The organism is Sinomonas terrae (assembly GCF_022539255.1).
Lineage (GTDB): Bacteria > Actinomycetota > Actinomycetes > Actinomycetales > Micrococcaceae > Sinomonas > Sinomonas terrae.
In genome coordinates this window covers 2,039,746-2,064,205 of the sequence record NZ_JAKZBV010000001.1, presented here as the reverse complement: position 1 = coordinate 2,064,205, position 24,460 = coordinate 2,039,746, and the positions used below count along the sequence as shown (strand labels likewise).

Here is a 24,460-nt window from a genome sequence, read left to right as displayed (position 1 = left end):
TCCTTCCGGTCGAGGTCCGACGCGGCCGATGCCGGGCTCCTTCTCCGGACAGACCAAGGTGCGCCCGGGAGCCTTTGCGGTGAAACGTCTTACACCTGCTGGCGATCCCAGCCGTCGAGCGCCGTCAGCGCGCGAGCAGGATCCAGGACCAGGCCGGCCAGACCGCTCGCCTGACGAGCCCATCGCACTGGATCCTCCCCCTCATTGACGCGGCGAGGACGGCGGCATGAATCGGGCCAGCCTGCCAGCCGCCGGGACGGGGGCATCGGAAGCGCCCTCGAGGACCGGGGCCGCCATCTTCACCCAGTGACCGTCCGAGGCCTCAGGGAGCGGTATGGCGACCTGCTGGACGCTCTCGATAGCGTTCCTCCCCAGCGCCTGCGAAAGCCCGCCCGGGTCCTCGTGGTAGTTCAGATAACGGGCGACGTCAACGCCCGGAGGACCGACCTCGTCGAGAACGACGTCGCCGACGAAGTCGCTTGGGTCGACAAGCCAGCCCTCCCGCACGACGACGGTCGGCTTCAGATGAACGCTAAGCGGGAGCCGCTCCTGCTCAACTCTTCGATGACCTGCATGCCCGTCGTTCAGGATGCAGAGGTACACGGACCGCTCGTCATCGTGGAGCCGATCCACCGGCTTCGGATCTCCGGGCTCGAGCAGCCTGCAGTGTTGGTCGTAGTCGGTGCCGAACTCCTCGTAAGTCTCGCACGTCTCTGGGCCCATCAGGATCGAATCGATGTCTCGATCGAAGTCGATCCGGTAGCCGTTCAGGATCTCGAAGCCGTCGCGGGCGATGTCGCCCCAGTAGATGACCACCGGCGCTTCCCGGATCCACACGAACGCCGCTGGCGTCTTCCCGCCCTTGCCGACGCCCTCCACCGAGACGCCTCGGGTGAGCGGCGGGAAGTGGATGGCGGTGTCCTTGTTCTCGGAGATAACGACGATATCGGGCAGATAGGCGGCCGTGAAGCTGTCGCCGACGGTCGCCGAGTCGTTCACACGCTTACCGGCCGCGCGGTGATCGGGGTCGAGGTAGGTGAAGTGAATGCGTGGCGCATGGCCGGGCAGCAGCCCGAGGTCGTCGAGGCCGGTGAGCGCCTGCACGCCGGCCCGGTGGTTCTGCAGCTGACATTCTGGGAAATCCTCGCGGTCGTGTGGACCTCGCTCTCACCGGAGGTTAGGCAGGAATGCCTTGCATGGCTGGGCTCTGGATCGCTCTCCTCGAGGTTCAGAACCTCAGAGGGGCCCAAATCGTCTCAAGCGCGCTACGGTCCACGTATGCTCGGGCGTGTGAGCGCCCACATATCTTGAGATGCCCAGCGGCATACGTCGCCGGATCGGCGCACGAGAGAGCTACGTTCTCGACCACGGGTTCGATGCAAAGACCGTTGGCGTGGATTGGTGGAACTCACGACTTGCGAGCCACGGGCTGCATCAGATGGTGCAGGTCTTTAAACACGGTCAGCTTGGCCGCCTGACGCGCGGCGACCTCTTTCAGCTGGGGCGGGCCGCCTCTGCCCCTCTCGCTGCGGAAGACGACGTGCTCACATTCCTCTGGCACGTACTGGCCTGGGGAACCGGCGCTAGCCAGCGCGGGAATGAGAAGAGGATTCAGTCTTTCGCACGACCTGCAGACCGGGCGCGCAACGTGGCCCTTCTCAAGCGCGCGACCGAGCTGGCACTCGACGGCGATCCCGCAGGAGCCTACAGCTCGCTCATCCGACGCGGTGGCGGACAGATCGCAGGCCTTGGGCCTGCATTCTTCACAAAATTCCTCTACTTCGCTTCGGAGGGCACTACGGGTACGCGATGCCTCATCCTCGACGCCCGCGTGGCCAGCCGCTTGGCCCAGGCAGGGTGGACGTCACTCCCTCACTCGGGTCCGAGCTACAGCTACAACTGGTACACGGACACGTACGTAAGCTACTGCGAACTGCTCGCAAGGTGGGCAAACGAGGAAACAGCCCGCTCCAAGTCTGAGGTCTGGCCGGATGAGATCGAGCGGGCCCTGTTCTCCGGCGACGACGGAAGCTAGGGCTCCCTGCTAGACCGTGTCAGCTGGTTCGTCCTCCAATTGAATCGCGCTAATTGCTTCGGATGGAGCGTCCGGTTGCACCAAGGCATCCCGAGCGTCGATGGACACCCATCTTGGACCACGGCATCAGTCCCGACCGCAGCGCCGAAACGAACAAGCCCACGCTGCCAAACAATGGCGGCGTGGGCCTGAATCGCCTCGCTTACCAGCGTTTACCAGCCGCGCTCTGCGAGGCGGTGGGGCGCCGGGATGTCGTCGACGTTGATGCCGACCATGGCCTCGCCGAGGCCGCGGGAGACCTTGGCGATCATGTCTGGGTCGTCGAAGAAGGTCGTGGCCTTGACGACGGCGGCCGCGCGCTGGGCGGGGTTGCCGGACTTGAAGATGCCCGAGCCGACGAAGACGCCGTCGGCGCCGAGCTGCATCATCATCGCCGCGTCGGCGGGGGTCGCGATGCCGCCGGCGGTGAACAGCACGACCGGGAGCTTGCCGGTCTCGGCGATCTCGCGCACGAGCTGGTACGGGGCCTGAAGCTCCTTGGCGGCGACGTAGAGCTCGTCCTCGGCCATGGTGGTCAGGCGCTTGATCTCGGCGCGGATCTTGCGCATGTGGGTGGTGGCGTTGGAGACGTCGCCGGTGCCGGCCTCGCCCTTGGAGCGGATCATGGCCGCGCCCTCGTTGATCCGGCGCAGGGCCTCGCCGAGGTTGGTCGCACCGCACACGAACGGGACGGTGAACTGCCACTTGTCGATGTGGTTCTCGTAGTCGGCCGGCGTCAGGACCTCGGACTCGTCGATGTAGTCCACGCCGAGGGACTGCAGGACCTGGGCCTCGACGAAGTGCCCGATGCGGGCCTTGGCCATGACCGGGATCGAGACGGCCTCGATGATCGAGTCGATCATGTCCGGGTCCGACATGCGGGAGACCCCGCCCTGGGCTCGGATGTCCGCGGGGACGCGTTCGAGGGCCATCACGGCTACGGCGCCGGCGTCCTCCGCGATCTTCGCCTGCTCGACGTTGACGACGTCCATGATGACGCCGCCCTTGAGCATCTCCGCCATCCCGCGCTTGACGCGGTCACTGCCGGTGGTCGGTGCCGAGGAATTTGCTTCAGTAGACACGTGCTCGTCTTTCTTTTGGCTGCTGGCGGACGGTCGGAGGGATCCGGCCGTCATGACAGGGAAATCCTTGGGGTGGCTCCCAGTCTATCGCCGCACGAGCAGGGATGTGATCGGTGCGACGCAACAGTCGCAGCAAGGCCGGGATAGGCGACTGCACAGGCTCACCGGCGTCAGGCCGAGCCGGACTCCGCCCTCGTCTGAGAGCGGACAGCGACCACCCGCTGGACGATCGTCACTGCGCTCGCGACGGCAAGGACCGCGAGGGTCCAGAACAGGAACGGAGTCGGGAGGCCGAGGCCGCACAGGCCTGCGACGACCAGCACCGAGACAAGCCGCTCCGCGCGCTCAGCGATGCCAACGTTTGCCTCGTATCCGAGGGACTCCGCCTTCGCGCGGGCATACGAGACGAGATTTCCGAGGAGGATACAGACGACGGCGAGGGCGCCAGTTCCGCCGTCGTGCCCCCCGCCGTAGAACCAGAGCGCGAGCCCCAGGAAGATTGCATCGTCCTGGACCCTGTCGAGGGTGGAGTCGAGGAAGCCTCCCCAACGGCCCTTCCGGTTCGTGAGGCGCGCCATGATCCCATCGAGGACGTCCGAGAAGACGAACACGGTGATCGCCACGACGCCCCAGAACAGGTGGCCGAGCGGAAACAGGATCAGCGCCGAGGCACTGACGCCGGCGGTCCCGACGAAGGTCACGAAGTCCGGCGAGATCCCCGCGCGGAGCAGGGCGTTGGCCAGCGGGGTGAAGAGCCGCGTGAACAGCGCCCGTGCGTGTCTATTGAGCACCCGCGCCCTTTCCTTCCACGAGCACCCCGTCCTCGGGCCAAGCTTCCGCGAGGAGGCCCCTCGTCTCATCCAGAGTCTGGGTGATCTGCTTCGTCTGGGCGATGATCGGCAGGAAGTTGCCGTCCCCTCCCCATCGGGGCACCACGTGCTGGTGGAGATGGGCTGCGATCCCGGCACCCCCGGCATCGCCTTGGTTGATCCCGAGATTGAAGCCGTGGGGACGAGCGACCTTGCGGATCACTCGCATGGCCGTCTGCGTCATCGTAGCCATCTCCTCCGTCTCTTCCCGCGAGATGTCGGTGTAGTCGGCCACGTGGCGGTATGGACAGACGAGGATGTGCCCGGGGTTGTACGGGTACAGGTTGAGGATGGCGTAGCAGGTCTTGCCTCGGTGCACGATGAGCGATTCTTCGTCGCTCCGCCCCGGCGCAGCACAGAACGGGCACTCCTTGTCCTTGTACTGGCCCTGTCCACCCTTGATGTAGGCCATGCGGTGTGGAGTCCACAGGCGCCCGAAGGCATCCGGCGTTCCGGGCAGCTCGAACGAATCCGTCACGTCGCTGTCTGATCCTTCGACGTCGGTGACTGATCGCGCCCCCTGATCCTGAGCGCCCGTGGGCTCGGCCATATCAGAGAGCCCTCGTCCGCACGGCCTCGACAATGCGCTTGACCGCCTCTTCGACCGGCACCCCGTTGTCCTGGCTTCCGTCACGGAAGCGGAACGACACGGCCCCGGCCTCTGCATCCTCGCCCCCGGCGATGAGCACGAACGGCACCTTGTCCTTGCTTGCCGTGCGGATCTTCTTCGGGAACCTGTCGCTCGAGGCGTCCACCTCGGCACGGATGCCTTCCTTCTTGAGGCGGGCGACGACGTCGTACAGGTAGTCGTTGAAGGCCTCGGCGACCGGGATGGCCACGACCTGGACGGGAGCGAGCCACGCGGGGAAGGCCCCCGCGTAGTGCTCCGTCAGGACGCCGAGGAAGCGTTCGATCGAGCCGAACTTCGCGGCGTGGATCATGACGGGCTCCTGGCGCGTCCCGTCTGCAGCCTGGTACTCGAGGCCGAACCGTGCGGGCTGGTTGAAGTCGTACTGCACGGTGGACATCTGCCACGTACGGCCGATCGCGTCCCTTGCCTGGACCGAGATCTTCGGGCCGTAGTACGCCGCCCCACCCGGATCCGGAACGAGCTCGAGGCCGGTCTCGCGGGCCACGCGCTCGAGAACCGCCGTGGCCTCTTCCCACTGCTCGTCGGTGCCGATGAACTTGTCCGACTCAGGATCGCGGGTCGAGAGCTCGAGGTAGAAGTCGTTGAGCCCGAAGTCGCGCAGGAGGGAGAGGATGAAGTTCAGAAGGTGCTTGACCTCGTCGGGAGCCTGCTCTTTCGTGACATACGAGTGGGAATCGTCCTGGGCGAAGCCGCGGACACGCGTCAGGCCGTGCACCACGCCCGACTTCTCGTAGCGGTACACATGCCCGAACTCGAAGAGCCGCATCGGCAGTTCGCGGTACGAGCGGCCGCGCGAACGGTAGATGAGGTTGTGCATGGGGCAGTTCATCGCCTTCAGGCGGTAGTCCTGCCCGGGCTTGACGATGTTTCCTTCCTCGTCACGCTCCTCGTCGACGTGGAGCGGCGGGAACATGGTGTCGGCGTAGTACGGGAGGTGGCCCGAAGTGTGGAACAGCCCATCCTTCGAGATATGCGGCGTCCCGACGTACTGGAAGCCCTCTTCGATGTGCCGGCGGCGGACGTAGTCCTCCATCTCGCGTTTGATGATGCCGCCCTTGGGATGGAAGACCGGCAGGCCCGAGCCGAGCTCGTCGGGGAACGAGAACAGGTCCAGTTCAGCGCCCAGCTTCCGGTGGTCGCGACGCTCCGCCTCGGCGATGCGCTCCTGGTACTCCTTGAGCGCTTCCTTTGTAGGCCACGCCGTGCCGTAGATGCGCTGGAGCTGCTTGTTCTTCTCACTGCCGAGCCAATAGGCCGCTGCGGAGCGGGTGAGGGCGAACGCGTTCGAGATGAGCTTCGTGTTCGGCAGGTGCGGCCCGCGGCAGAGATCGCACCACACGACGTCGCCCGTCTTGCGGTCGATGTTGTCGTAGATGGTGATCTCGCCGACGCCGACCTCGACGTTCGCGCCCTCCTTCTCCGCGCCTTCGGACTGGTTGTCCTTCGCGCCCAGAATGATGAGCTTGTACGGCTCGTTCGCCATCGCTGCCCCAGCCTCGACCTCGGTGACGACCCGACGGCGGAAGAGCTGGTTCTGATTGACGATCTTGAGCATCATCTTCTCGAGAGTCCGCAGATCCTCGGGCGTGAAGGGCTCCTGGACGTCGAAGTCGAAGTAGAAGCCGTCCTTGATGTAGGGGCCGATGCCGAGCTTGGCGTCGGGGCGGAGCTGCTGGACGGCCTGCGCCATAACGTGGGCGGTCGAGTGCCGCAGGACGTTGAGCCCGTCCTGAGAGGCAATGTCGACGCCCTCGACAACCGCCATCGCCGGGATGGGCTGGTCAAGGTCCTTGAGGACGCCGTCAACCCGGACGACGACGATCTCACGGCGGCCCTCGAAGAGGTCGGCTCCCGTGGTGCCCGGCGTGACGGTCCGCTCCTCGCCGTCTACGTAAATGGTGATCTGCTGGGCATCTGACACGGGCGTCTCCTCTTGATCTCTCGGCTTCATAGCTTGTGGCATACGGGGACCACAGCCAGCCATCGTCAAGACTATCGGAAACGGCGCGGCCTCCCGTGCGCCAATGCGTGTCCGGACGGGAGTCGAGATAGGCGACGACGGCGAGCACGCGGCGGTGATCGCCCTCGCCATCCGGAAGGCCCAGTTTCGAAAGGATGCTGCTCACATGGGTCTCGACAGTCCGCTCGGTGAGGACGAGCCGGCGGGCGATGCCCAGGTTTGTCCGGCCCTCCGCCATGAGCACGAGGACGTCCCGTTCACGTGGCGTCAAGCGGGCCAGGCGCGTGTCGGCCCGAGCGGCAGCAAGGAGTTCGACAACGACCTCGGGGTCGAGGGCGGTCCCACCCGCCCGCACGCGCTCGAGAACGTCAAGGAAGTCATCGACGTCGAGGACTCTGTCCTTCAGGAGGTAGGCGAAGTGTCCGCCTGCTACGTGGAACGCTGGGCCTTGGCTACGTGGCGCGCCAGGCGCACCCCTTCTCGGGACCATCGGTACAGCTCTCGCCCTCTGGGCGTGGGCGCTCTCCGCAGCGACGGTCAACACGGATGCCCTCGTCTGGTCCTTGGGGCTCAACGACTGCAGCGCGGGATCGATCACGGACATCCTGACTGCGCTCGCAGGCGATCCCCTGGGAATGGTCGGCCGTGTGCTGCGTGGCAGTCGCGGTCGCAGTACTCCGGATGGACGACGCCGAGTGGGACCTCGCTCCGAAGTCTGCACCCGCTCGGTCATAAGGCATCAAGCAGCGGGGGTGCGCTTCGGCTCCGGCAGGACGGGGTTGGCCGGGTCAAGCACGCGCTCGAGTCCGGCCAAGTCCCAGGCCATGTCCGCGCTCAGGCTGATCCCTCGGGGTCCCGTGCGGCGGGTGCGGCCTCGGATGAGGAGGAGCCTCGTGCCGAACAGAAGCGGGCCGGCGTTCTCCTGGGCCTCTGCGAAGAAGACCGAATCGACGCATCCCGTCCCATCGTCGATGCTGATGAAGACCACCCGCTTGCCGCCCCGCATGGGCGGCGTCTGGGTTGCGACGCGCACGCCGGCCACGAGGACCTCGGTTCCGTTCCGCAGACCAAGGAGACGCTCCGCCGTCGTCACCCCGAGCCTCTGCAACAGCGGCCGGTGACTGTCCATGAGATGGGCGCTCGCGTCGACCGCCATGAGATCGAGCTCGCGCCGCACCTTCTCCTCGAGCCCTGGTTCAGGTAGCTCGGCCCGGAGGTTCGAAAGCTCCACGTCTCCGATGTCGAGGGAGAGCTGCCCCTCGATGGGTTCGTTCCGCCTGGACGACGGCCGCGGTGAAAGCTGCGCAAGGTGCGCCACGAGGTCGGCCCGGCTGCCCTGGGACCGCGCCTCCCTGTGCAGGGAATCGAAGGCGCCGAGCTCAGCGAGCCGGCGGACACTCGCTCGCGTGAGCCGTGCCCTGTCCCGGAGGTCTGCAATCGACGCATAAGGCTGGCCGCCCACGATCCGACGGAGCTCGGCCTCGGAGAGGCCGTAGATCCCCTTGAGTGTGAGCCGGATCCCGAGCTTCCCTGCGTCGGGCCCGAACTCGATGCGTTCGACCCGGTATTCGTCGCTGCTCGCGTTGATGTCCACGGGCAGGATCGGAATGCCCATGCGTCGCGCTTCGGCGACGAGCAGCCGCTTCGGGTACATCCCCGGGTCATGCTCGAAGATCCCCGCAAGGAAGGCCTCGGGATGATGGGCTTTGAGCCATGCGGACTGATAGGTCGGCACGGCGAACGCCGCACCATGCGCTTTGCAGAATCCGAAGCTGCCGAAGGCCTTGAGGGTGTCCCAGACAGCGTCCACGACGCCCGGGGCGTAGCCCTTCGCCTTCGCGTTGGTGCGGAAGAAGGCCTCCACCTCCGGCTCGAGGGCGGCGTTCCCGAGCTTCCGGCGGAGCTCGTCGGCGTGGGCGAGGCCGCAGCCGGTGAAGAGGTCGAAAGTTCGGAGAACCTGCTCGTGGAACACGGTGACCCCGTGCGTCTCGGCCAGGAACGGCTTCATGTCGGGATGTGGGTAGCGTTCTGGGGCGAAGCCGTGGCGGTACTCGAGGAAGGGCCGAACCATGTCCGACTTCATGGGCCCCGGACGGAACAGCGAGATGTCGATGATGAGATCGTTGAACTCGCGCGGCGCCATCTTCCCCACGAGCTCACGCTGGCCGGGCGATTCGATCTGGAAGCAGCCCAGCGTGTGCGTCGAGCGGATGAGCTCGAACGTCGGCTCGTCGTCGAGCGGCACCGCGTCGAGGTCGATGGCCGTCCCCTCGATCCGTTCAACCTCTTTCACGGCGAAGGCCATCGAGCTCTGCATCCGCACGCCGAGCACATCGAGCTTGAGCATGCCCATCGGATCCATATCGTGCTTGTCGAACTGGCTCATCGGCAGGCCCATCCCGCTCGGCTGGACGGGGGTACGGTCAAGCAGCCGGGCGTCGCCCAGGATCACACCGCACGGGTGCATCGAAATGTGCCGTGGGAGCCGGTCGAGCCGCTCGGTAAGGTCCACGAGCAGCTCGAGCTGCTGGTCCTTGCCGACCTGGGCGGAGAACTCGCGGAGCTCGGGCTTCTCGGCGAGCGCCTCGCGGAAATGGCTCGCCGAGAAACGCCACAGCTGCTTCGCGATGTCGCCGATTTCTCCCTCGTCGAGGCCGAGCGCGAGCCCTGCATCCCGGACGGCGCCGCGAGCGCGGTAGCCGTTCTGCATGCTCATGAGCGTTACTCGTTGGGCCCCGAAGCGCTCGAAGATGCGGCGGTAGACGTTGTGCCGTTCGGCGCTTTCGACGTCGATGTCGATGTCGGGAAGCGTCGAACGGTCGCGGGAGAGGAAGCGCTCGAAGATGAGATCGTGCCGCAAGGGATCGACGTGGCTGATGCCGAGCAGATAGTTGACGAGGCTCGAGGCCCCGGAGCCGCGTGCGGCTGAGCGGACCCCCATGCCCCGGATCATCTCGGCGACCTCGGCCACCGTCAGGAAGTAGGACGCGAAGCCGAGGTTGCCTACGATCTGCAGCTCATGGTCGAGCCGCCGCCGAACGCGCTCCTCGCCGTCCCCCGAGAGGCCCGGAAAGCGCCTTGCAATCCCGGCCCGGCAGCGTTCGGCGAGCTCTTGATACGGCTCGCCCGCGATTCCGATGACGGCGGCCTCCGGGACCACGGGCTGACCCCAGCCGGCGTCGCCAGCCGGGTCGAGGCGGCAGCGGTCGGCAATGCGTTCGGTGTTCCCGAGGAGGTTCGCGAGGTCCTGAGTGCCGAGTCCGGCCGCTCGGATGATCTCGCGGCCCAGCTGATGCATGAGTGCCGCGGGTTTGAGCCAGCCCTGGCCGGTCGGCTGGAGCGCAGAGTCGGGCGGGACATGCGGGAATCACCGGGCACGCCGAGCCGCTCAAGAGGGGTGAGCGTGCGTGCGGCATCGAGGACGTCGGCGGTTGCAGCGCCGTCCTCCTCGACGTAGCGCACGGCATTCGTCAGGATCGCCGGAACCGAGTGCTCGCTCGCGAGGCGCAGCATGCGGACCGCATGGCTCGTGCCGAGGGGCTGGCCGGGCGCACTCAGGTGCGTGACGAGTTCGACCGTGAGGACCCCGACGGGCATGGCGTCGAGCCATTCTCTGAAGAGGGTCCGCGGCCGCAGGAAGCGACGCCCGGACATTGCCCGGCCCACGTCCGAATCTGGTCCGATGAGCACCGTGAGGACCGGACGCCCCGTGTCCGGATCGACGCATCGTGCGGCCAGTTCGGAGCGCAGGACGCCGACCGGGACGGGGCTGTTCGCCTTGCCGCTCGCGTGGGCATGGGCGTCCGAGACAAGGCGGCACAGCGCCTTCCAGCCTGCCCCTCCGTTATGGCCGTGGGCAAGGACGACGACGCGGCCCGCCACGCCGGCGGCCCCCCGCCGCTGCTTCGGGGCACCCGGGTGCGCTCCGCCGTCGTCGTCCGGCTCGGCGAGGACCGCAAGATCCACGCCCACGATGGGGTCTATGCCCGCGCCCCTGCATGCGGCGAGGTGCTTGACTGCCCCGTAGAGGCCGTCTCGATCCGTGCAAGCCAACGCGCTCGCGCCATCGGCCAGCGCGGCGGCCGCGAGGTCCTCGGGCCACGAGACGCCGTAGTGGGCGCTGAACGCGCTCGCGACGTGCAGATGGGTGAACTCTTCTGCCACGGGGACCGCTCCTGCATCGAACATATCTTCGAACACGGCTAGTGTAAGCCCCGCCCACGGTTCCTATGAACGGTGAATAATGGGCCGCATGTGCGGCAGATACGTCATGGCCCGGGCGGTGGGCGACCTCGTTGCGGAGTTCGACGTCGATGAGACCCTGGCCGAGCCCCTCGAGCCCTCCTACAACGTTGCCCCGACCGACCCGGTCCCGATCGTCTTGGAGCGACGCGATCGCGAGACGAAGGACCTCTCGCGCAAGCTCGTGACGGCGCGGTGGGGACTCGTGCCTTCGTGGGCGAAGGACACGAAGGGCGCCGCAAGGCTCATCAACGCCCGCCGGGAGACCGTGACGGAGAAGCCTTCGTTCCGCAAGGCGGCATCGCACCGCCGCGCGCTCGTCCCGGCGGACGGGTACTACGAATGGCAGAAGGAAGAGACCGCGGGGAAACTGACGAAGATCCCGAACTATCTGCACGCGCCGGGCGAAGGCCTGCTCGCCTTCGCTGCGCTGTTCGAGAACTGGCCGGATCCCGCAGCGGCCGCTGACGACCCAAACCGCTGGCTGCGGACCTGCACCATCATCACGGCCCCCGCGTCGGACACGCTCGGGCACATCCATGACCGCACGCCGCTCATCATCCCCAAGGACCTCTGGGCCGATTGGCTCAACCCAGAGATCACCGCCGAAGGCGACGTCCGGAGCCTCATCGACGCGATTCCTGAGCCGCACCTCGTGCCCAGGGTGGTCAGCAGCCTCGTCAACAGCGTGCAGAACAACGGCCCCGAGCTCATCGCACCGGCCGAGCCTGAGGGTCAGAAGAGCCTTTTCAACTGACTCGGAGCCGTCGAGGACGGCTCCGGCGCCGCTCGCGCAAAGACTCCGCTAAGAAACCAATCGGCGGCGTTAGGAACGGGTCAAGACGTCCGGGGTGCCGCCGTCCGGGAGATTCACTGTTGCCGTAAGGACCTGCAGGGTGCAGTCCTGGCGGAAGGGGTGTGTCATGGCCGATCTGGCCGTCGTGGCGATCTTTCTGGTACTGGCTGGTCTCGTGATGTGGTGCGTCTCGGCGCTTTCGAAGCTGGTGGACCGGGCATGAGTTCTGGGATGGTCGCCTGGGCGCTGCTCGGACTGCTGGCCCCGGCCGTGTGCGTCTATCTGGTGGACCAGCTGTTCCGTCCGGGAGGCAGGTAGGCCATGCAGTTCAGCGTCCTCTCATTCATCACGCAGATCGCGGTCCTTGTCGTCGCACTGGCAGCGGTGCACCGCCCCCTGGGGGCATACCTCGCCCGGACCGCGGAAGACGGGGGGCATCTGCGCTTCGAGCGCTGGATCTACCGAGCCACCGGGGTGAACCCGGACAGCGAGCAGACGTGGAAGGGCTACGCCCGCAGCATGGTCGCGCTCTCGGCCGCTGGCGTCGTCCTGCTGTACCTGGCCCAGCGCCTCCAGCCGCTCCTCTCTGGCGGCCAGACCGCAGGGGTGGACCCCTGGGTGGCGATGAACACCGCCGTCTCGTTTGTCACGAACACCAACTGGCAGGCCTACGTCCCCGAGTCGACCCTCGGGGTCGCGATCCAGATGGCGTTCCTCGCGGTGCAGAACTTCGTCTCCGCCGCCTTGGGCATCGCGGTGGCCTTCGCCCTCATCCGCGGCTTCGCCCGCAAGGGCACCGACTCGCTGGGGAACTTCTGGGTCGACACGACCCGGATCACGTTCAGGGTCCTTCTGCCGCTCGCAGCGGCGGCCGCCGCCGTCCTCGTCGTGGCCGGTGTCGTGCAGGACTTCTGGCCAACCGGCATGCACAACGCCGTTACCGGCGTCTCCCAGGCCATCCCGGGCGGCCCCGTCGCGAGCCAGGAGGCCATCAAGGAGCTCGGCACGAACGGGGGCGGATACTTCAACGCGAACTCCGCCCACCCGTTCGAGAACCCCAACGCCTTCACGAACATCTTCGAGGTGTTCCTGCTTCTCGCCATCCCGTTCTCCCTTCCGTACACCTTCGGGCGCATGGTGAGGAGCCGGAGGCAGGGCTACACCGTCCTGACCGTCATGGGCGCGATCTGGCTCCTCGCCGAGGGGTGCATGGCCTGGGCGATGGCGGCATGGCCGACCTTGGGCGAGGGCCTCGAGCAGCGCTTCGGCCCCGCCGCGAGCGGGATCTTCGCCACCGCCACGACGCTGACCTCCACCGGCGCCGTCAATGCCGCCCACGACTCCCTTCCACCCCTGGCAGGGGGCATGGCGATGTTCGACATGATGCTCGGCGAGATCGCCCCGGGAGGGGTCGGATCGGGCCTCTACGGGATGCTGATCCTGGCCGTCGTGGCCGTCTTCCTCGGTGGGCTCATGGTGGGCCGGACCCCTGAGTACCTGGGCAAGAAGGTCCAAGCCGGGCACATGACCCTCGCGGCGCTGTACCTGCTGGTGACCCCAGTCCTCGTGCTCGTGCTCACGGGCGCGGCGGTCCTGATCCCATCTGTCGTCGCGGACGCCCCGTCCCAGGGACCGCACCAGTTCAGCGAGCTGCTCTACGCGTTCACCTCGGGGGCGAACAACAACGGCTCGGCCTTCGCCGGCCTCAGCGCCACCGACCCGGTCATCTCCTCGCTGATGAACGTGGCTATGTGGCTCGGCCGGGTGCTGCCCATGGTACTGGTCCTGGCGCTGGCCGGTTGCTTCGCCCGCCAAGAGCCGATCCCGCCCTCGCCCGGCACGCTGCCGACCTACGGGCCCCTGTTCGCCGGGCTGCTCGGCACCGTCACCGTCCTGTTCACCGCCCTGAACTACTTCCCGGCCCTGGCACTGGGGCCCATCGCAGAGGGAACCATCAGATGAGCACGTCCCACGACCTTCGCCGCCCGGCCCCTGGGCAGCCCGAGCCCGCGGCCGCCCGCCCCGCTCATGCGCCTGCCCCGCGCGTGACGGAGCTGTCCGGCCACGCCTACAAGCAGGGCAGGGTCCAGAAAGCGTTCAACCGCGAGCTCATCCTCGCCGCGATCCCGGAGTCGTTCGCCAAGCTCGACCCACGGCAGATGCGCCACTCCCCGGTCATGTTCACAGTGCTCGTCGGCACGCTCGTCTCGGCGATCGCCTGCATCATCCAGATCGGCCAGAACAGCCCGGATGTCGTCTTCAGCGTCGTCGTCACCCTCTGGCTGTTGCTGACCGTCCTGTTCGCGAACTTCTCCGAGGCCCTCGCCGAGGGCCGCGGCAAGGCCCAAGCCGACAGCCTGCGGGCCGGCCGGCAGGGGCTCCTAGCCCGCAGGCTCAAAGCCGGGACGGGCTCTGCCCACCCGGCCGAGGAAAGCGTTCCCGCCCCAGAGCTCCGCAAGGGCGACCTCGTCGTCTGCGAGGCCGGCGACGTCGTCCCTTCGGACGGCGAGATCACCGAGGGCCTGGCCCTGGTCGACGAGTCCGCCATCACCGGCGAGTCTGCCCCCGTGGTCCGCGAATCCGGAGGCGACCGTTCAGCCGTCACCGGGGGCACGAAGGTCATCTCGGACCGGATCGTGGTTCGCATCACGGCGGATCCCGGGCAGACGTTCATCGACCGCATGATCGCCCTCGTCGAGGGCGCGGAGCGGCAGAAGACCCCGAATGAGATCGCCCTGCACGTGCTCCTGGTCGCCCTGACGATCGTGTTCCTCGTCGTCACGGTGGCCCTCGTGCCGTTCGCGAACCTCGCTGGCGCCATCCCCTCGCCGGTGGTGCTGGTGGCCCTGCTGGTGTGCCTGATCCCCACCACGATCGGCGCCCTCGTGCCCGCGATCGGCATCGCCGGGATGGACCGCCTCGTGCGGCACAATGTCCTGGCCACCAGTGGCCGGGCGGTCGAGACCGCCGGGGACATCACGACGCTGCTGCTGGACAAGACGGGCACCATCACCTTCGGCAACCGCCGCGCCGTCGGGTTCCTCCCCGCCCCCGGGGTTCCCGAGGGCGAGTTCATCGAGGCCGCGCGCCTGTCCTCCCTCGCCGACGAGACCCCCGAGGGCCGCTCGATCGTGGACCTCGCCGCCGAGCGCGGCGCCCCCGGCCCCAGTCTGGACGAGCTCTACCGCCGCACCGACGGCCAGGTGACAGCGGTCGAGTTCACAGCGATGACCCGGATGAGCGGGCTCGACGACGGCCACCGCCGCTACCGCAAAGGCGCCGCCTCCGCCGTCGCCCACTGGGTTCGCGAGCTCGGCGGAGACCTGCCCGCGGGCGTGCGCGACGATGTGGACGCGATCGCCGGCGGCGGCGGCACCCCGCTGGTCGTGGCGGTCGACGACGGCGAGGGCAGCCGGCCGCGGGTGCTGGGAACCGTGCACCTGGCCGATGTGGTCAAGCCCGGCATCGCGGACCGCTTCGCCGCCCTGCGCCGCATGGGCATCCGCACCGTCATGATCACCGGCGACAACAGGCTCACCGCCGCCGCGATCGCGAAGGAAGCCGGCGTCGACGACTTCCTGGCCGAGGCCACCCCCGAGGACAAGCTCACCCGCATCCGTCAGGAGCAGAACGCCGGCCAGCTCGTCGCCATGACGGGCGACGGCACCAACGACGCCCCTGCCCTCGCCGCCGCCGACGTAGGGGTCGCGATGAACTCGGGCACTCAGGCGGCGAAGGAGGCCGCCAACATGGTCGACCTCGACTCCGACCCCACCAAGCTCATCGACGTCGTCGCGATCGGCAAGCAGCTGCTCATCACCCGCGGCTCGCTCACCACGTTCTCCGTTGCGAACGACGTCGCCAAGTACTTCGCCATCATCCCCGCCCTGTTCGCCGCGGTCTTCCCCGGCCTGGGCCTGCTGAACGTCATGGGCCTGACGAGCCCGAAGAGCGCCATCCTGGCCGCTGTGGTCTTCAACGCGATCATCATCGTCCTGCTCGTCCCGCTCGCCCTGCGGGGCGTGCGCTACCGGGCGGTGAGCGCCCAGCAGGCCCTGCGCCGGAACCTGCTCGTCTACGGGCTCGGCGGGATCATCGCCCCGTTCGTAGGCATCAAGATCATCGACCTCGTCCTGGCCGTCGTGCCGGGACTGCACTGACCATCCGGAAGGAACGCAAAGACCGTGACCGCCTACCTCCGCCAGCTCGGCACCTCGTTCCGGTTCCTCTTGGTCGCGACGCTCGTTCTCGGAGTGCTGTACCCGCTCGTCATGTTCGGGGTCGGTCAAGCGATCGCCTCCGCCCAGGCCAACGGCTCGATCGCACAGCTGAACGGGCAGCCCGCCGCATCCACCCTCATCGCCCAGACGGTCCCCGCCAAGGAGGACAGGTTCTTCTTCCCGAGGCCCTCCGCCGTCAAGTGGGATCCCACGACCTCGGGCGCCTCGAACCTCGGCCCCGACGACCCGGCCCTGGCCAAGTCCGAAGCCAGCGCCCGCGCCGCGGTCGCCGCCCGCGAAGGCGTCCCCGCGTCCGAGGTCCCGCTGGACGCGGTCACGGCCTCCGCGTCCGGGCTCGACCCGGACATCTCCCCGTCCTACGCCCAGCTGCAGGTGCCGCGCGTGGCCAGGGCCACCGGTCTGAGTGTTGCCGAGGTCCAGCAGCTGGTCGCAGGCGCAACGGGCAACCCCGTCCTGAGCACGCTCGGCCAGCCCGCCGTCAACACCACCAGGCTCAACCTCTCCATCGCCGCGAGGCTGAAGTAGTGCGCATGAGAGAGAAAGCCCGGGAATAGCGGAAGAATCGGGAGCATGGACCGCGGGAGCCTGCGCATCTTCCTCGGCGCTGCACCCGGCGTCGGGAAGACCTACGCCATGCTCGAGGAGGCCCACCGCCTCGCCGGGGCCGGGACGGACGTGGTGGTCGGCGTCGTCATGGACCACGGGCGGGCCGCCACGGCCGCGCTCGTCGAAGGGCTCGAGACGGTGCCGCTGCGAGCCGTCGACTACCGCGGCACGGAGCTCCCCGAGATGGACATCGACGCGGTTCTGGCCCGGAGGCCGCACACGGCGCTCGTCGATGAGTACGCCCACACCAACGCTCCCGGCAGCCGCCACGCCAAGCGCTGGGAGGACGTCGACGAGCTCCTCGAGGCTGGCATCGACGTGCTCACGACAGTCAACGTCCAGCACCTCGCGTCCCTCAACGACGTCGTCGCGGCTATCACGGGGACCCGGCAGCAGGAGGTGATTCCCGACGCAATCGTGCGCAAGGCCGACCAGATCGAGCTTGTGGACATCCCACCCGAACTGTTGCGCCAGCGGCTCAGTTCCGGCCTCGTCTACGCGCCGGACAAGATCGACGCAGCCCTCGCAAACTACTTCAGGCTGGGCAACCTTTCGGCACTTCGAGAGATCGCGCTCATCTGGCTTGCCGACCGGGTCGAGGAGGGGCTTGCCGAGTACCGCCAACGGCACCGGATCGACGAGACCTGGCCCGCTCGTGAACGCGTCGTCGTCGCCCTCACCGGAGGCCCTGAGGGCGAGTCGCTCGTCCGCCGGGCCGCGCGGATCCTCTCCCGCGTGAGTGGCGGCGATCTCCTCGCGGTCCACGTACGCACCCCGGACGGCCTCGCCGAAGGCACAGAGCAGTCCCTCACCGCGCAGCGTCGGCTCGTCGAGGACCTCGGCGGCAGCTACCACCAACTCGCGGGAGACGACATCGCGTCGACGCTGCTGGAGTTCGCGCGCAGCGTCAATGCGACCCAGATCGTTGTGGGCATCTCCCGGCACAACCGGCTCCAGCAGTTCCTCGGCCGCGGAGGGGTGGGCAGCGCCGTCGTGCGCGACTCGGGCGAGATCGACGTCCATATGGTGACCCACCCGCTCGCCGGGCGCGGACCTCGCCTCCGGCTCACGCCCCTCCTAGGGCGTAACCGAGCGATCGCGGGGTACATCCTCGCGTTCGTCGTCCCGATCCTCATGACGGCGGCGCTCCTGCCGTTCCCCCAGCTCAACCTCACGACCCACGTGCTCGCGCACCTCTGCGCCGTCGTCCTCGTCGCCTTCATCGGTGGGCTCTGGCCTGCGGTCGTCGCTGCGGTCTTCGACTCGCTCCTGCTCAACTACTTCGTCACGCCGCCCGTCGGCACCCTCACCATCGATGATCCGCAGAACTTCTTCGCCCTCTTGGCATTCCTTGCCGTCGCAGTCGCGTTCTCCCTCGTCGTCGGCGTCTCGTCCCGACGGTCCCGGGATGCAGTGGCCGCGCGGGCTGAGGCGAGCACGCTGAGCGAACTGGCCAGCAGCTCTCTCGCCCGCGACCAGAGCGCGGACGAGTTCCTCGAGCAGCTTCGGGCCGAGTTCCAGCTCGACGCCGTCAGCCTGCTCTCAGCCAGTGACGGCACATGGAAGGTCCGAGCCAGCGCTGGCGGCGATGCCCCCGCGCGCCCAGAAGAGGCCGACGGTGCCGATCCCTTGGACGCGCAGCAGTCGCTCGTGTGGAAGGGACGCCCCCTCAGCGGGCGCGAGCGCCGTCTCCTTTCTGCGTTCGAAGCCCACCTCACCGCGCTGCTCGAACGCCAGCAGCTCACACTCAGCCTCCGGGAGACGGTCAAGCTCGGCGAAGCCAATCGCATCAGGACCTCCATCCTGAGGGCGGTCTCCCACGACCTGCGCACTCCGCTCGCCGGCATCCGCCTCGCCGTCACGGCGCTCAAGCGCCAGCGGGACAAGATGACGCGCGAGGAGCATGCAGAGATGCTCGACACGATCGACTCCTACTCCAACCGGCTAGACAACCTTGTCGCGAATCTCCTCGACATGTCCCGTATCGATAGCGCGGCCGTGTCGGTTCTGCACGAACCGGTGACGTGGCTGGACGTCGTGTCTGAGGTCCTGTCCGAACTGCCGCCTGATGCCGTCCGGGTGGATCTGGCCCCGAACCTCCCCGCGCTCGACGGCGACCGCGGCCTGCTCGTCAGGGCCCTCGCCAACGTCGTCGAGAACGCGGTCAAATATGCGCCGAACAGCGACGTCGTCATCGTCGCGACGACCGGAGGCCTCCTGGCGCCGAGCATCGGAGACCGACCAGTGAGTGAACTGCGGGTTGTCGACCACGGCAGCGGAGTTCCGCCCGAACGTGTCATGGCGATGTTCCAACCGTTCCAGCGTCTGGGCGACGAAGGGACCGGACCCGGCATCGGCCTGGGCCTCGCCGTCGCGAAAGGCTTCATCGAGGCGATGGACGGCGAACTCGGCGCCGAACCCACTCCGGGCGGAGGCCTGACCATGGTCATCCGCATGCCTCTGTACGCTGGGCCGCGGGACTAAGGAGGCGACCGTGAAGCGCGTACTCGTGGTGGACGACGAGCCACAGCTCCTGCGAGCGCTCCAGATCAACCTCCGGGCCGAAGGCTACGCCGTCATCGTCGCGGCCAGCGGCAGGGAGGCCTTGCGTCTCGCCGCTTCCACGCCTCCTGACGTGCTCGTCCTGGACCTCGGGCTCCCTGATCTGGACGGCGCCGAAGTCATCCGAGGAATCCGGGGGTGGTCCGACCTGCCAATCGTCGTGCTCTCGGCCCGCCACGGCTCGACGGACAAGGTCGAGGCCCTCGACGCCGGCGCGGACGACTACGTGACAAAGCCCTTCGGGCTCGACGAGTTGCTCGCCCGCCTCCGCGCCGTCGAACGCCGCTCTGCCCACGCCCCGACCGACGGACTGATCGATGCCGGTGACCTACTCGTCGATCTGGGGGCTGCCACCGTCACCCGACAGGGCGAACGCGTCCACCTCACGCCTCGGGAATGGGGCGTCCTGCAGATGCTCGTTGCCAATCGTGGGAAGCTCGTCACCCAGCGGCAGCTCCTGCAGACGGTCTGGGGACCTGCGTATGGGGAGGAGACACAGTACCTCCGGGTCTACATGGCGCAGCTGCGGCGCAAACTCGAGAGCGATCCCGCCAATCCGCGCCACCTCATCACTGAGTCGGGACGCGGGTACAGGTTCGAGACCAGCTAAGGGGCGGAAGATCAGCCGCATCTGCACTTGCTCGTAAGGGTTCCGTAAATGCGCTGTAATGCGCCCGGCCAGTCGCGTTATCGTCTCAGCCATCGCAGTGTGTGCAAGTCGGCGATCAGGTGCAGGGCAACGATAAGGAAGACGCGATGACAACCTTGAGTCGGCCTCCCGCTGAGCCGAGGCCAACCAGAGCCACGCCGGGCCGTTCGTTCAAGGCCTGGCTGCTGCATGACCTCCATCAGACGCAGGCCCTCCATCAGGGTCCCCACGCGATTCCCCGAGAACACGAGAAGAAGCATCCGTGGTGGCAGGTCATGTGCCTGACCGGCGTCGACTACTTCTCCTCACTCGGCTACGCGCCGGCCATTGCGGTCGTCGCGGCCGGCCTGCTCTCCCCACTTGCGACGATCGTGCTCGTTGCCGTCACCCTCTTCGGGGCCCTCCCCGTCTACCGGAGGGTTTCGGTGGAGAGCCACAGCGGCTCCGGGTCGATCGCGATGCTCGAACGCCTGCTGCCCCGCTGGGGCGGGAAGTTCTTCGTGCTCGCCCTCCTCGGCTTCGCCGCCACGGACTTCATGATCACCATGACGCTCTCGGCAGCGGATGCGGCCGCGCACCTCATCGCCAACCCGCTCACACCGGGTTGGCTCCAAGGGCAGAACATTGTCGTGACCCTCTTCCTGCTCGCCCTTCTGGCAGCGGTGTTCCTGCGGGGGTTCAAGGAAGCCATCGGCGTCGCCGTCGTCCTCGTGGGCATCTACCTCATCCTGAACGCGATTCTGGTGGTCTTCACGCTCGGCGAGGCCCTCACTCACCCAATCCAGGTGGCCGACTGGTGGCAGGGGCTGACCGCGTCCCACGGCAATCCCGCGCTGATCGTCGGCGTCGCCCTCCTGGTCTTCCCCAAGCTGGCCCTCGGCATGTCGGGCTTCGAGACAGGCGTGGCGGTCATGCCGCAGATCCACGGCGATGCGAGCGACACCGAAGAGCATCCCGCCGGACGCATCCGCGGCGCGAAGCGGCTGCTCACCGCCGCGGCCCTCATCATGAGCACCTTCCTCGTCACGAGCAGCTTCACCTCCGTGGTCCTCATCCCGCAGAAGGAGTTTCAGCCGGGCGGCGCGGCCGACGGACGCGCCCTCGCCCTCCTTGCCCACGAATACCTGGGCGTCGCCTTCGGCACGGTCTACGATCTGAGCACGATCGCGATCCTCTGGTTCGCGGGGGCCTCGGCGATGGCGGGACTGCTGAACCTCGTCCCCCGTTACCTCCCCCGCTACGGCATGGCGCCGCAGTGGACAAAGGCCACGCGGCCCCTCGTCCTCGTCTTCACCGGGGTCGGGTTCCTCATCACACTCATCTTCGACGCGAACGTCGATGCGCAGGGCGGGGCGTACGCGACCGGCGTCCTCGTACTCATGACCTCGGCTGCCGTCGCGGTGACCCTCTCAGCTCGGCGCCGGCAGCAGCGCAGGCTCACTGTGGGGTTCGGGATCGTGGCGGCGGTCTTCGTCTACACCACGCTGACGAATATGATCGAGCGCCCCGAAGGCATCCAGATTGCGGCGATCTTCATCGCAGGCATCATCGTGATCTCCTTCCTCTCACGTGCCAAGCGCTCCTTCGAACTGCATGCGACGAGTATCCACTTCGACGAGAAGGCCATCGAGTTCGTCGCCGAAGCCGACTCGGGACCGCTGCAGATCATCGCGCACGAACCGCTCAGGCTGACAGGCGAGGCCTATCGCCACAAGCTGCAGACGGTCAGCGAAGTGAGCCACCTTCCGCTCGGGGACAACGTCCTTTTCCTCGAAGTGATCGTCGACGATTCCTCGGACTTCGAAACGGCGTTGGAGGTCCACGGCATCATGCGCCACGGGTTCCGCATCCTCGAGGTTCACGGGCCTGTCGTCCCCAACACGATCGCCTCAGTCCTGCTGCACATCAGAGACGTCACCGGCCTCATGCCGCACATCTATTTCCGCTGGACCGAAGGCAACCCTGTTCGGAATCTGCTGCGCTTCATGTTCTTCGGCGAAGGCGAAATTGCACCCGTCACGCGTGAAGTGCTGCGTCAGGCCGTCCCCGACGTCACACAGCGGCCGTGGGTCCACGTCGGGTAGGTGAGCCGAGGCCTCAGGGCTTTTCCTCGAGACCCTCGGCGAGCAGGGCGGCCTCTTCGAGCGAGCTGGGCGGGAACTGACGGAAGGCTTCTTCGGCTTTCGCTCGGCTCACGTTGCGCGCGAGGACGCGCACTTCCTCTTCCTCTTCGTCGTCTACGTTGGCGCACGCGAGGATCTGGCCCTCTTGGGACGAGAACATGACCCACCACCGCTGTCCCTCCGCGTCCTTGAACAGATAGCCATCCAGGCCTCGGAGCAGGTCACCTTCGACCGCGTCGCCTGCGCCGGGCGAGGAAGCGGGCAGGGCTTCGTAGTGCACGGCTGGCCGTCGTGGATCGTTCAGTCCGTGGAACTTCATCGCCTTTTCTCCGGCAGATCCAGGGGCGGTTAGTGGTTGGGAGCTCTAATTGGGTGCAGTGTCGCGCCCGCAGCATTGCGCGTACAGATCCCGGCGCGTAAAGGCTTCGTCAGGATCTTCGGCAGCGGTCCGGAATACTTGAGGGTCAGAGGCCGTTTTCCGATTCGGAAGACCCAACCGCTCGAGGAGTACACCCATGACCGACTTCACCCCTTCCGACGGCACAATCACGATGTTCTCGACCACATGGTGCGGGTACTGCAACCGCCTGAAGAAGCAGCTCGATGCCCAGGGCATCGGCTACACGGAGGTCAACATCGAGGAGGTCGAGGGCACGGCTGAGCTCGTGGAGCAGCTCAACGGCGGCAACCGGACCGTCCCGACGGTGATCTTCCCAGACGGCACGGCCGCGACGAACCCGTCTGCAGCCCAGGTGAAGGAGAAGCTCGGAGCCTGACCGCTCCCTGAGTGATTTACGTCACCTCTGGTGGCTCCCCGTAGGATGGCAAAGCCATCATGGCACCGTCATCTGTCGGGGAACCACCGGAGGTTTTTTCATGGCCCAGACTGTTCACGAAGTGAAGGCCGTCGTTGTCCGCGAGAAGGGCGCGCGGGCGACTGTAGAGACGATTCTGGTGCCCGATCCGGGTCCGGGCGAGGCTCTCGTCGACGTGCTCACGTGCGGCGTCTGCCACACTGACCTGCACTACAAGCTCGGCGGCATCGGCGACGACTACCCGTATCTGCTCGGCCATGAGTCGACCGCCGTCGTCAGTGCCGTGGGGCCGGACGTCACGGATCTCAAGCCGGGCGACCGCGTGATCCTGAACTGGCGTGCCGTGTGCGGCGAATGCCGCGCCTGCAAAAAGGGCCAGCCGCAGTACTGCTTCGCAACCCACAATGCCACCCAGAAGATGACCCTCCAGGACGGAACCCCGCTCTCACCGGCCCTCGGCATCGGTTCCTTCGCCGAGAAGACCCTCGTCGCCGCGGGCCAGTGCACAAAGGTCGACGACGACGTTGACCCGGCGGCGGTCGGCCTGCTCGGCTGCGGCATCATGGCCGGAATCGGTGCGGCCATCAACACGGGTGCCGTTCAGCGCGGCGAATCGGTCGCCGTCATCGGGTGCGGCGGGGTCGGCTGCGCGGCCATCGCGGGCGCCAAGCTCGCGGGGGCGACGACGATCATTGCCGTCGATCTGGACCCCGCCAAGATTGAAACCGCCAAGAAGCTCGGTGCGACCCATGGCGTCGTCTCGCGCGAGCAGGACCCTGTCGAGGCGATCCGGGCGCTCACGAACGGCTTCGGCGCCGATGTCGTCATCGACGCCGTCGGACGCCCGGAAACCTACAAGCAAGCGTTCTATGCCCGGGACCTCGCCGGCCGAGTCGTGCTCGTCGGCGTCCCGACGCCAGAGATGACGCTCGAACTGCCGCTCCTCGACGTCTTCGGACGGGGCGGCTCGCTCAAGTCCTCGTGGTACGGCGATTGCCTCCCTAGCCGCGACTTCCCCATGCTCGTCGACCAGTACAAGCTCGGCCGCCTCCCCCTCGACGCTTTCGTCACCGAGCGGATCGGCCTCGGGGACGTCGAGGCCGCGTTCGAGAAGATGCACCGCGGCGAAGCCCTCCGCTCGGTGGTGGAGCTCTGATGGCTGTGCGGATCGAGCGCGTCGTCACCTCGGGGACGTTCTCCCTGGACGGCGGCACTTGGGATGTCGATAACAACGTGTGGATCGTCGGCGATAATGAGAGCGCCGCCGTGATCGACCCCGCGCACGACGCCGCCCGGGTCGCCCAGGCGGTGAACGGGCGGACGGTCACCGCAGTCCTCCTCTCGCACGGCCACGACGACCACATCCGGCACGCGCGGGACTTCGCGGACCGCGTCGGCGCCCCGGTTTACCTGCACCCCGCGGATCAGATGCTGTGGGAGGCGGTCTATCCCGAGAGCCGTCCGGACTCCGACATCTCCGACGGGCAGCGCTTCGAGATCGCGGGCACCGAACTCGTGGCCCTGCATACGCCCGGCCACTCCCCCGGCTCGGTCAGCTTCCACGCCCCCGCCCTCGGCACCGTGTTCACTGGTGACACGCTGTTCCAAGGCGGCCCCGGGGCGACGGGGCGTTCGTTCAGTGACTTCCCAACCATCATCAACTCCATCCGCGAGCGCCTCCTGACGCTCCCTGCGGAGACGGTGGTGAACACGGGCCACGGCGATTCGACGTCGATCGGGGCCGAGGCCCCCCACCTGCAGGAATGGATAGACCGGGGGCACTGAAGCG

Annotated in this window: 18 protein-coding genes and 1 pseudogene; 11 read left to right on the top strand and 8 right to left on the bottom strand. The window is 67.4% G+C overall.

All coding sequences use genetic code 11. The annotated features are described in order from the left end of the window. Positions 1-201: 201 nt before the first annotated feature. A complete protein-coding gene (locus tag L0M17_RS09675) occupies positions 202-1,104 on the bottom strand; it encodes a Wadjet anti-phage system protein JetD domain-containing protein (protein WP_241053760.1) in 903 nt (300 codons plus the stop codon). Positions 1,105-1,312: 208 nt separating this feature from the next. Between L0M17_RS09675 and L0M17_RS09670 the strand changes: the two genes are divergently transcribed. Beyond that, entirely contained in the window at positions 1,313-2,035 is a 723-nt protein-coding gene (locus L0M17_RS09670; protein WP_241053759.1) for an 8-oxoguanine DNA glycosylase OGG fold protein, read from the top strand. Positions 2,036-2,247: 212 nt separating this feature from the next. Here L0M17_RS09670 and pdxS read toward each other — a convergent pair whose 3' ends face one another. From pdxS to L0M17_RS09640, 6 genes and pseudogenes are all read right to left on the bottom strand, one after another. After that, on the bottom strand, positions 2,248-3,210 hold the full coding sequence (pdxS, locus tag L0M17_RS09665) for a pyridoxal 5'-phosphate synthase lyase subunit PdxS (RefSeq protein WP_255731832.1): 963 nt from the start codon (positions 3,208-3,210) through the stop codon (positions 2,248-2,250). A 116-nt stretch (positions 3,211-3,326) separates the two neighbouring features. Next, positions 3,327-3,947 carry a phosphatidylinositol phosphate synthase gene (pgsA, locus tag L0M17_RS09660; protein WP_241053758.1) on the bottom strand — a complete coding sequence of 207 codons (621 nt, stop codon included), beginning with the start codon at positions 3,945-3,947 and terminating at the stop codon, positions 3,327-3,329. After that, a complete protein-coding gene (locus tag L0M17_RS09655; RefSeq protein ID WP_241053757.1) occupies positions 3,937-4,575 on the bottom strand; it encodes an HIT family protein in 639 nt (212 codons plus the stop codon). Before L0M17_RS09655 ends, pgsA begins: the two co-directional genes overlap by 11 nt. A 1-nt stretch (position 4,576) precedes the next feature. After that, complete coding sequence (thrS, locus tag L0M17_RS09650; RefSeq protein ID WP_241053756.1) at positions 4,577-6,598, bottom strand: threonine--tRNA ligase; 2,022 nt, start codon at positions 6,596-6,598, stop codon at positions 4,577-4,579. Continuing rightward, the gene (locus L0M17_RS09645; RefSeq protein ID WP_241053755.1) at positions 6,501-7,235 is read right to left on the bottom strand and encodes a response regulator transcription factor; all 735 of its coding nucleotides are present in this window, start codon (positions 7,233-7,235) and stop codon (positions 6,501-6,503) included. Before L0M17_RS09645 ends, thrS begins: the two co-directional genes overlap by 98 nt. 141 nt (positions 7,236-7,376) lie before the next feature. Continuing rightward, a pseudogene (locus tag L0M17_RS09640) lies at positions 7,377-10,825 on the bottom strand (DNA polymerase III subunit alpha). Between the two features lie 64 nt (positions 10,826-10,889). On the opposite strand from L0M17_RS09640, the gene L0M17_RS09635 reads away from it, so the two are divergent. The 7 genes from L0M17_RS09635 to L0M17_RS09605 all read left to right on the top strand — a co-directional run bounded on the left by L0M17_RS09635 (position 10,890) and on the right by L0M17_RS09605 (position 21,817). Further along, on the top strand, positions 10,890-11,636 hold the full coding sequence (locus L0M17_RS09635) for an SOS response-associated peptidase (RefSeq protein WP_241053754.1): 747 nt from the start codon (positions 10,890-10,892) through the stop codon (positions 11,634-11,636). Positions 11,637-11,996: 360 nt separating this feature from the next. Continuing rightward, entirely contained in the window at positions 11,997-13,637 is a 1,641-nt protein-coding gene (gene kdpA, locus L0M17_RS09630) for a potassium-transporting ATPase subunit KdpA (protein WP_241053753.1), read from the top strand. Beyond that, the gene (gene kdpB, locus L0M17_RS09625; RefSeq protein ID WP_241053752.1) at positions 13,634-15,835 is read left to right on the top strand and encodes a potassium-transporting ATPase subunit KdpB; all 2,202 of its coding nucleotides are present in this window, start codon (positions 13,634-13,636) and stop codon (positions 15,833-15,835) included. Before kdpA ends, kdpB begins: the two co-directional genes overlap by 4 nt. 24 nt (positions 15,836-15,859) lie before the next feature. Next, positions 15,860-16,441 carry a K(+)-transporting ATPase subunit C gene (gene kdpC / locus L0M17_RS09620; RefSeq protein WP_241053751.1) on the top strand — a complete coding sequence of 194 codons (582 nt, stop codon included), beginning with the start codon at positions 15,860-15,862 and terminating at the stop codon, positions 16,439-16,441. Between the two features lie 45 nt (positions 16,442-16,486). Next, entirely contained in the window at positions 16,487-19,006 is a 2,520-nt protein-coding gene (locus tag L0M17_RS09615) for a DUF4118 domain-containing protein (protein ID WP_241053750.1), read from the top strand. A 10-nt stretch (positions 19,007-19,016) separates the two neighbouring features. Beyond that, entirely contained in the window at positions 19,017-19,694 is a 678-nt protein-coding gene (locus tag L0M17_RS09610) for a response regulator (RefSeq protein WP_241053749.1), read from the top strand. 146 nt (positions 19,695-19,840) lie between these two features. Then, positions 19,841-21,817 (top strand): APC family permease, encoded by a 1,977-nt coding sequence (locus L0M17_RS09605; protein ID WP_241053748.1) that lies wholly within the window; start codon positions 19,841-19,843, stop codon positions 21,815-21,817. A gap of 13 nt (positions 21,818-21,830) precedes the next feature. Here L0M17_RS09605 and L0M17_RS09600 read toward each other — a convergent pair whose 3' ends face one another. Continuing rightward, a complete protein-coding gene (locus L0M17_RS09600) occupies positions 21,831-22,175 on the bottom strand; it encodes a hypothetical protein (protein ID WP_241053747.1) in 345 nt (114 codons plus the stop codon). Positions 22,176-22,371: 196 nt separating this feature from the next. On the opposite strand from L0M17_RS09600, the gene L0M17_RS09595 reads away from it, so the two are divergent. The 3 genes from L0M17_RS09595 (at position 22,372) to L0M17_RS09585 (ending at position 24,456) form a co-directional block, all read left to right on the top strand. Beyond that, on the top strand, positions 22,372-22,632 hold the full coding sequence (locus L0M17_RS09595) for a mycoredoxin (RefSeq protein WP_241053746.1): 261 nt from the start codon (positions 22,372-22,374) through the stop codon (positions 22,630-22,632). A gap of 100 nt (positions 22,633-22,732) precedes the next feature. Further along, complete coding sequence (locus L0M17_RS09590) at positions 22,733-23,827, top strand: S-(hydroxymethyl)mycothiol dehydrogenase (protein ID WP_241053745.1); 1,095 nt, start codon at positions 22,733-22,735, stop codon at positions 23,825-23,827. Then, positions 23,827-24,456, top strand: coding sequence for an MBL fold metallo-hydrolase (locus L0M17_RS09585; protein ID WP_241053744.1), 630 nt, complete (start codon positions 23,827-23,829; stop codon positions 24,454-24,456). Before L0M17_RS09590 ends, L0M17_RS09585 begins: the two co-directional genes overlap by 1 nt. Positions 24,457-24,460: the final 4 nt, after the last annotated feature.

What these genes read in the sequence shown, in the direction of transcription:
- L0M17_RS09670 (WP_241053759.1), top strand. Translation starts at nt 1,313, where the DNA reads ATGCCCAGCGGCATACGTCGCCGGATCGGCGCACGAGAGAGCTACGTT.
- pdxS (WP_255731832.1), bottom strand. Translation starts at nt 3,210, where the DNA reads ATGACGGCCGGATCCCTCCGACCGTCCGCCAGCAGCCAAAAGAAAGAC.
- L0M17_RS09655 (WP_241053757.1), bottom strand. Translation starts at nt 4,575, where the DNA reads ATGGCCGAGCCCACGGGCGCTCAGGATCAGGGGGCGCGATCAGTCACC.
- L0M17_RS09635 (WP_241053754.1), top strand. Translation starts at nt 10,890, where the DNA reads ATGTGCGGCAGATACGTCATGGCCCGGGCGGTGGGCGACCTCGTTGCG.
- kdpA (WP_241053753.1), top strand. Translation starts at nt 11,997, where the DNA reads ATGCAGTTCAGCGTCCTCTCATTCATCACGCAGATCGCGGTCCTTGTC.
- kdpB (WP_241053752.1), top strand. Translation starts at nt 13,634, where the DNA reads ATGAGCACGTCCCACGACCTTCGCCGCCCGGCCCCTGGGCAGCCCGAG.
- L0M17_RS09615 (WP_241053750.1), top strand. Translation starts at nt 16,487, where the DNA reads ATGGACCGCGGGAGCCTGCGCATCTTCCTCGGCGCTGCACCCGGCGTC.
- L0M17_RS09605 (WP_241053748.1), top strand. Translation starts at nt 19,841, where the DNA reads ATGACAACCTTGAGTCGGCCTCCCGCTGAGCCGAGGCCAACCAGAGCC.
- L0M17_RS09600 (WP_241053747.1), bottom strand. Translation starts at nt 22,175, where the DNA reads ATGAAGTTCCACGGACTGAACGATCCACGACGGCCAGCCGTGCACTAC.
- L0M17_RS09595 (WP_241053746.1), top strand. Translation starts at nt 22,372, where the DNA reads ATGACCGACTTCACCCCTTCCGACGGCACAATCACGATGTTCTCGACC.
- L0M17_RS09590 (WP_241053745.1), top strand. Translation starts at nt 22,733, where the DNA reads ATGGCCCAGACTGTTCACGAAGTGAAGGCCGTCGTTGTCCGCGAGAAG.
- L0M17_RS09585 (WP_241053744.1), top strand. Translation starts at nt 23,827, where the DNA reads ATGGCTGTGCGGATCGAGCGCGTCGTCACCTCGGGGACGTTCTCCCTG.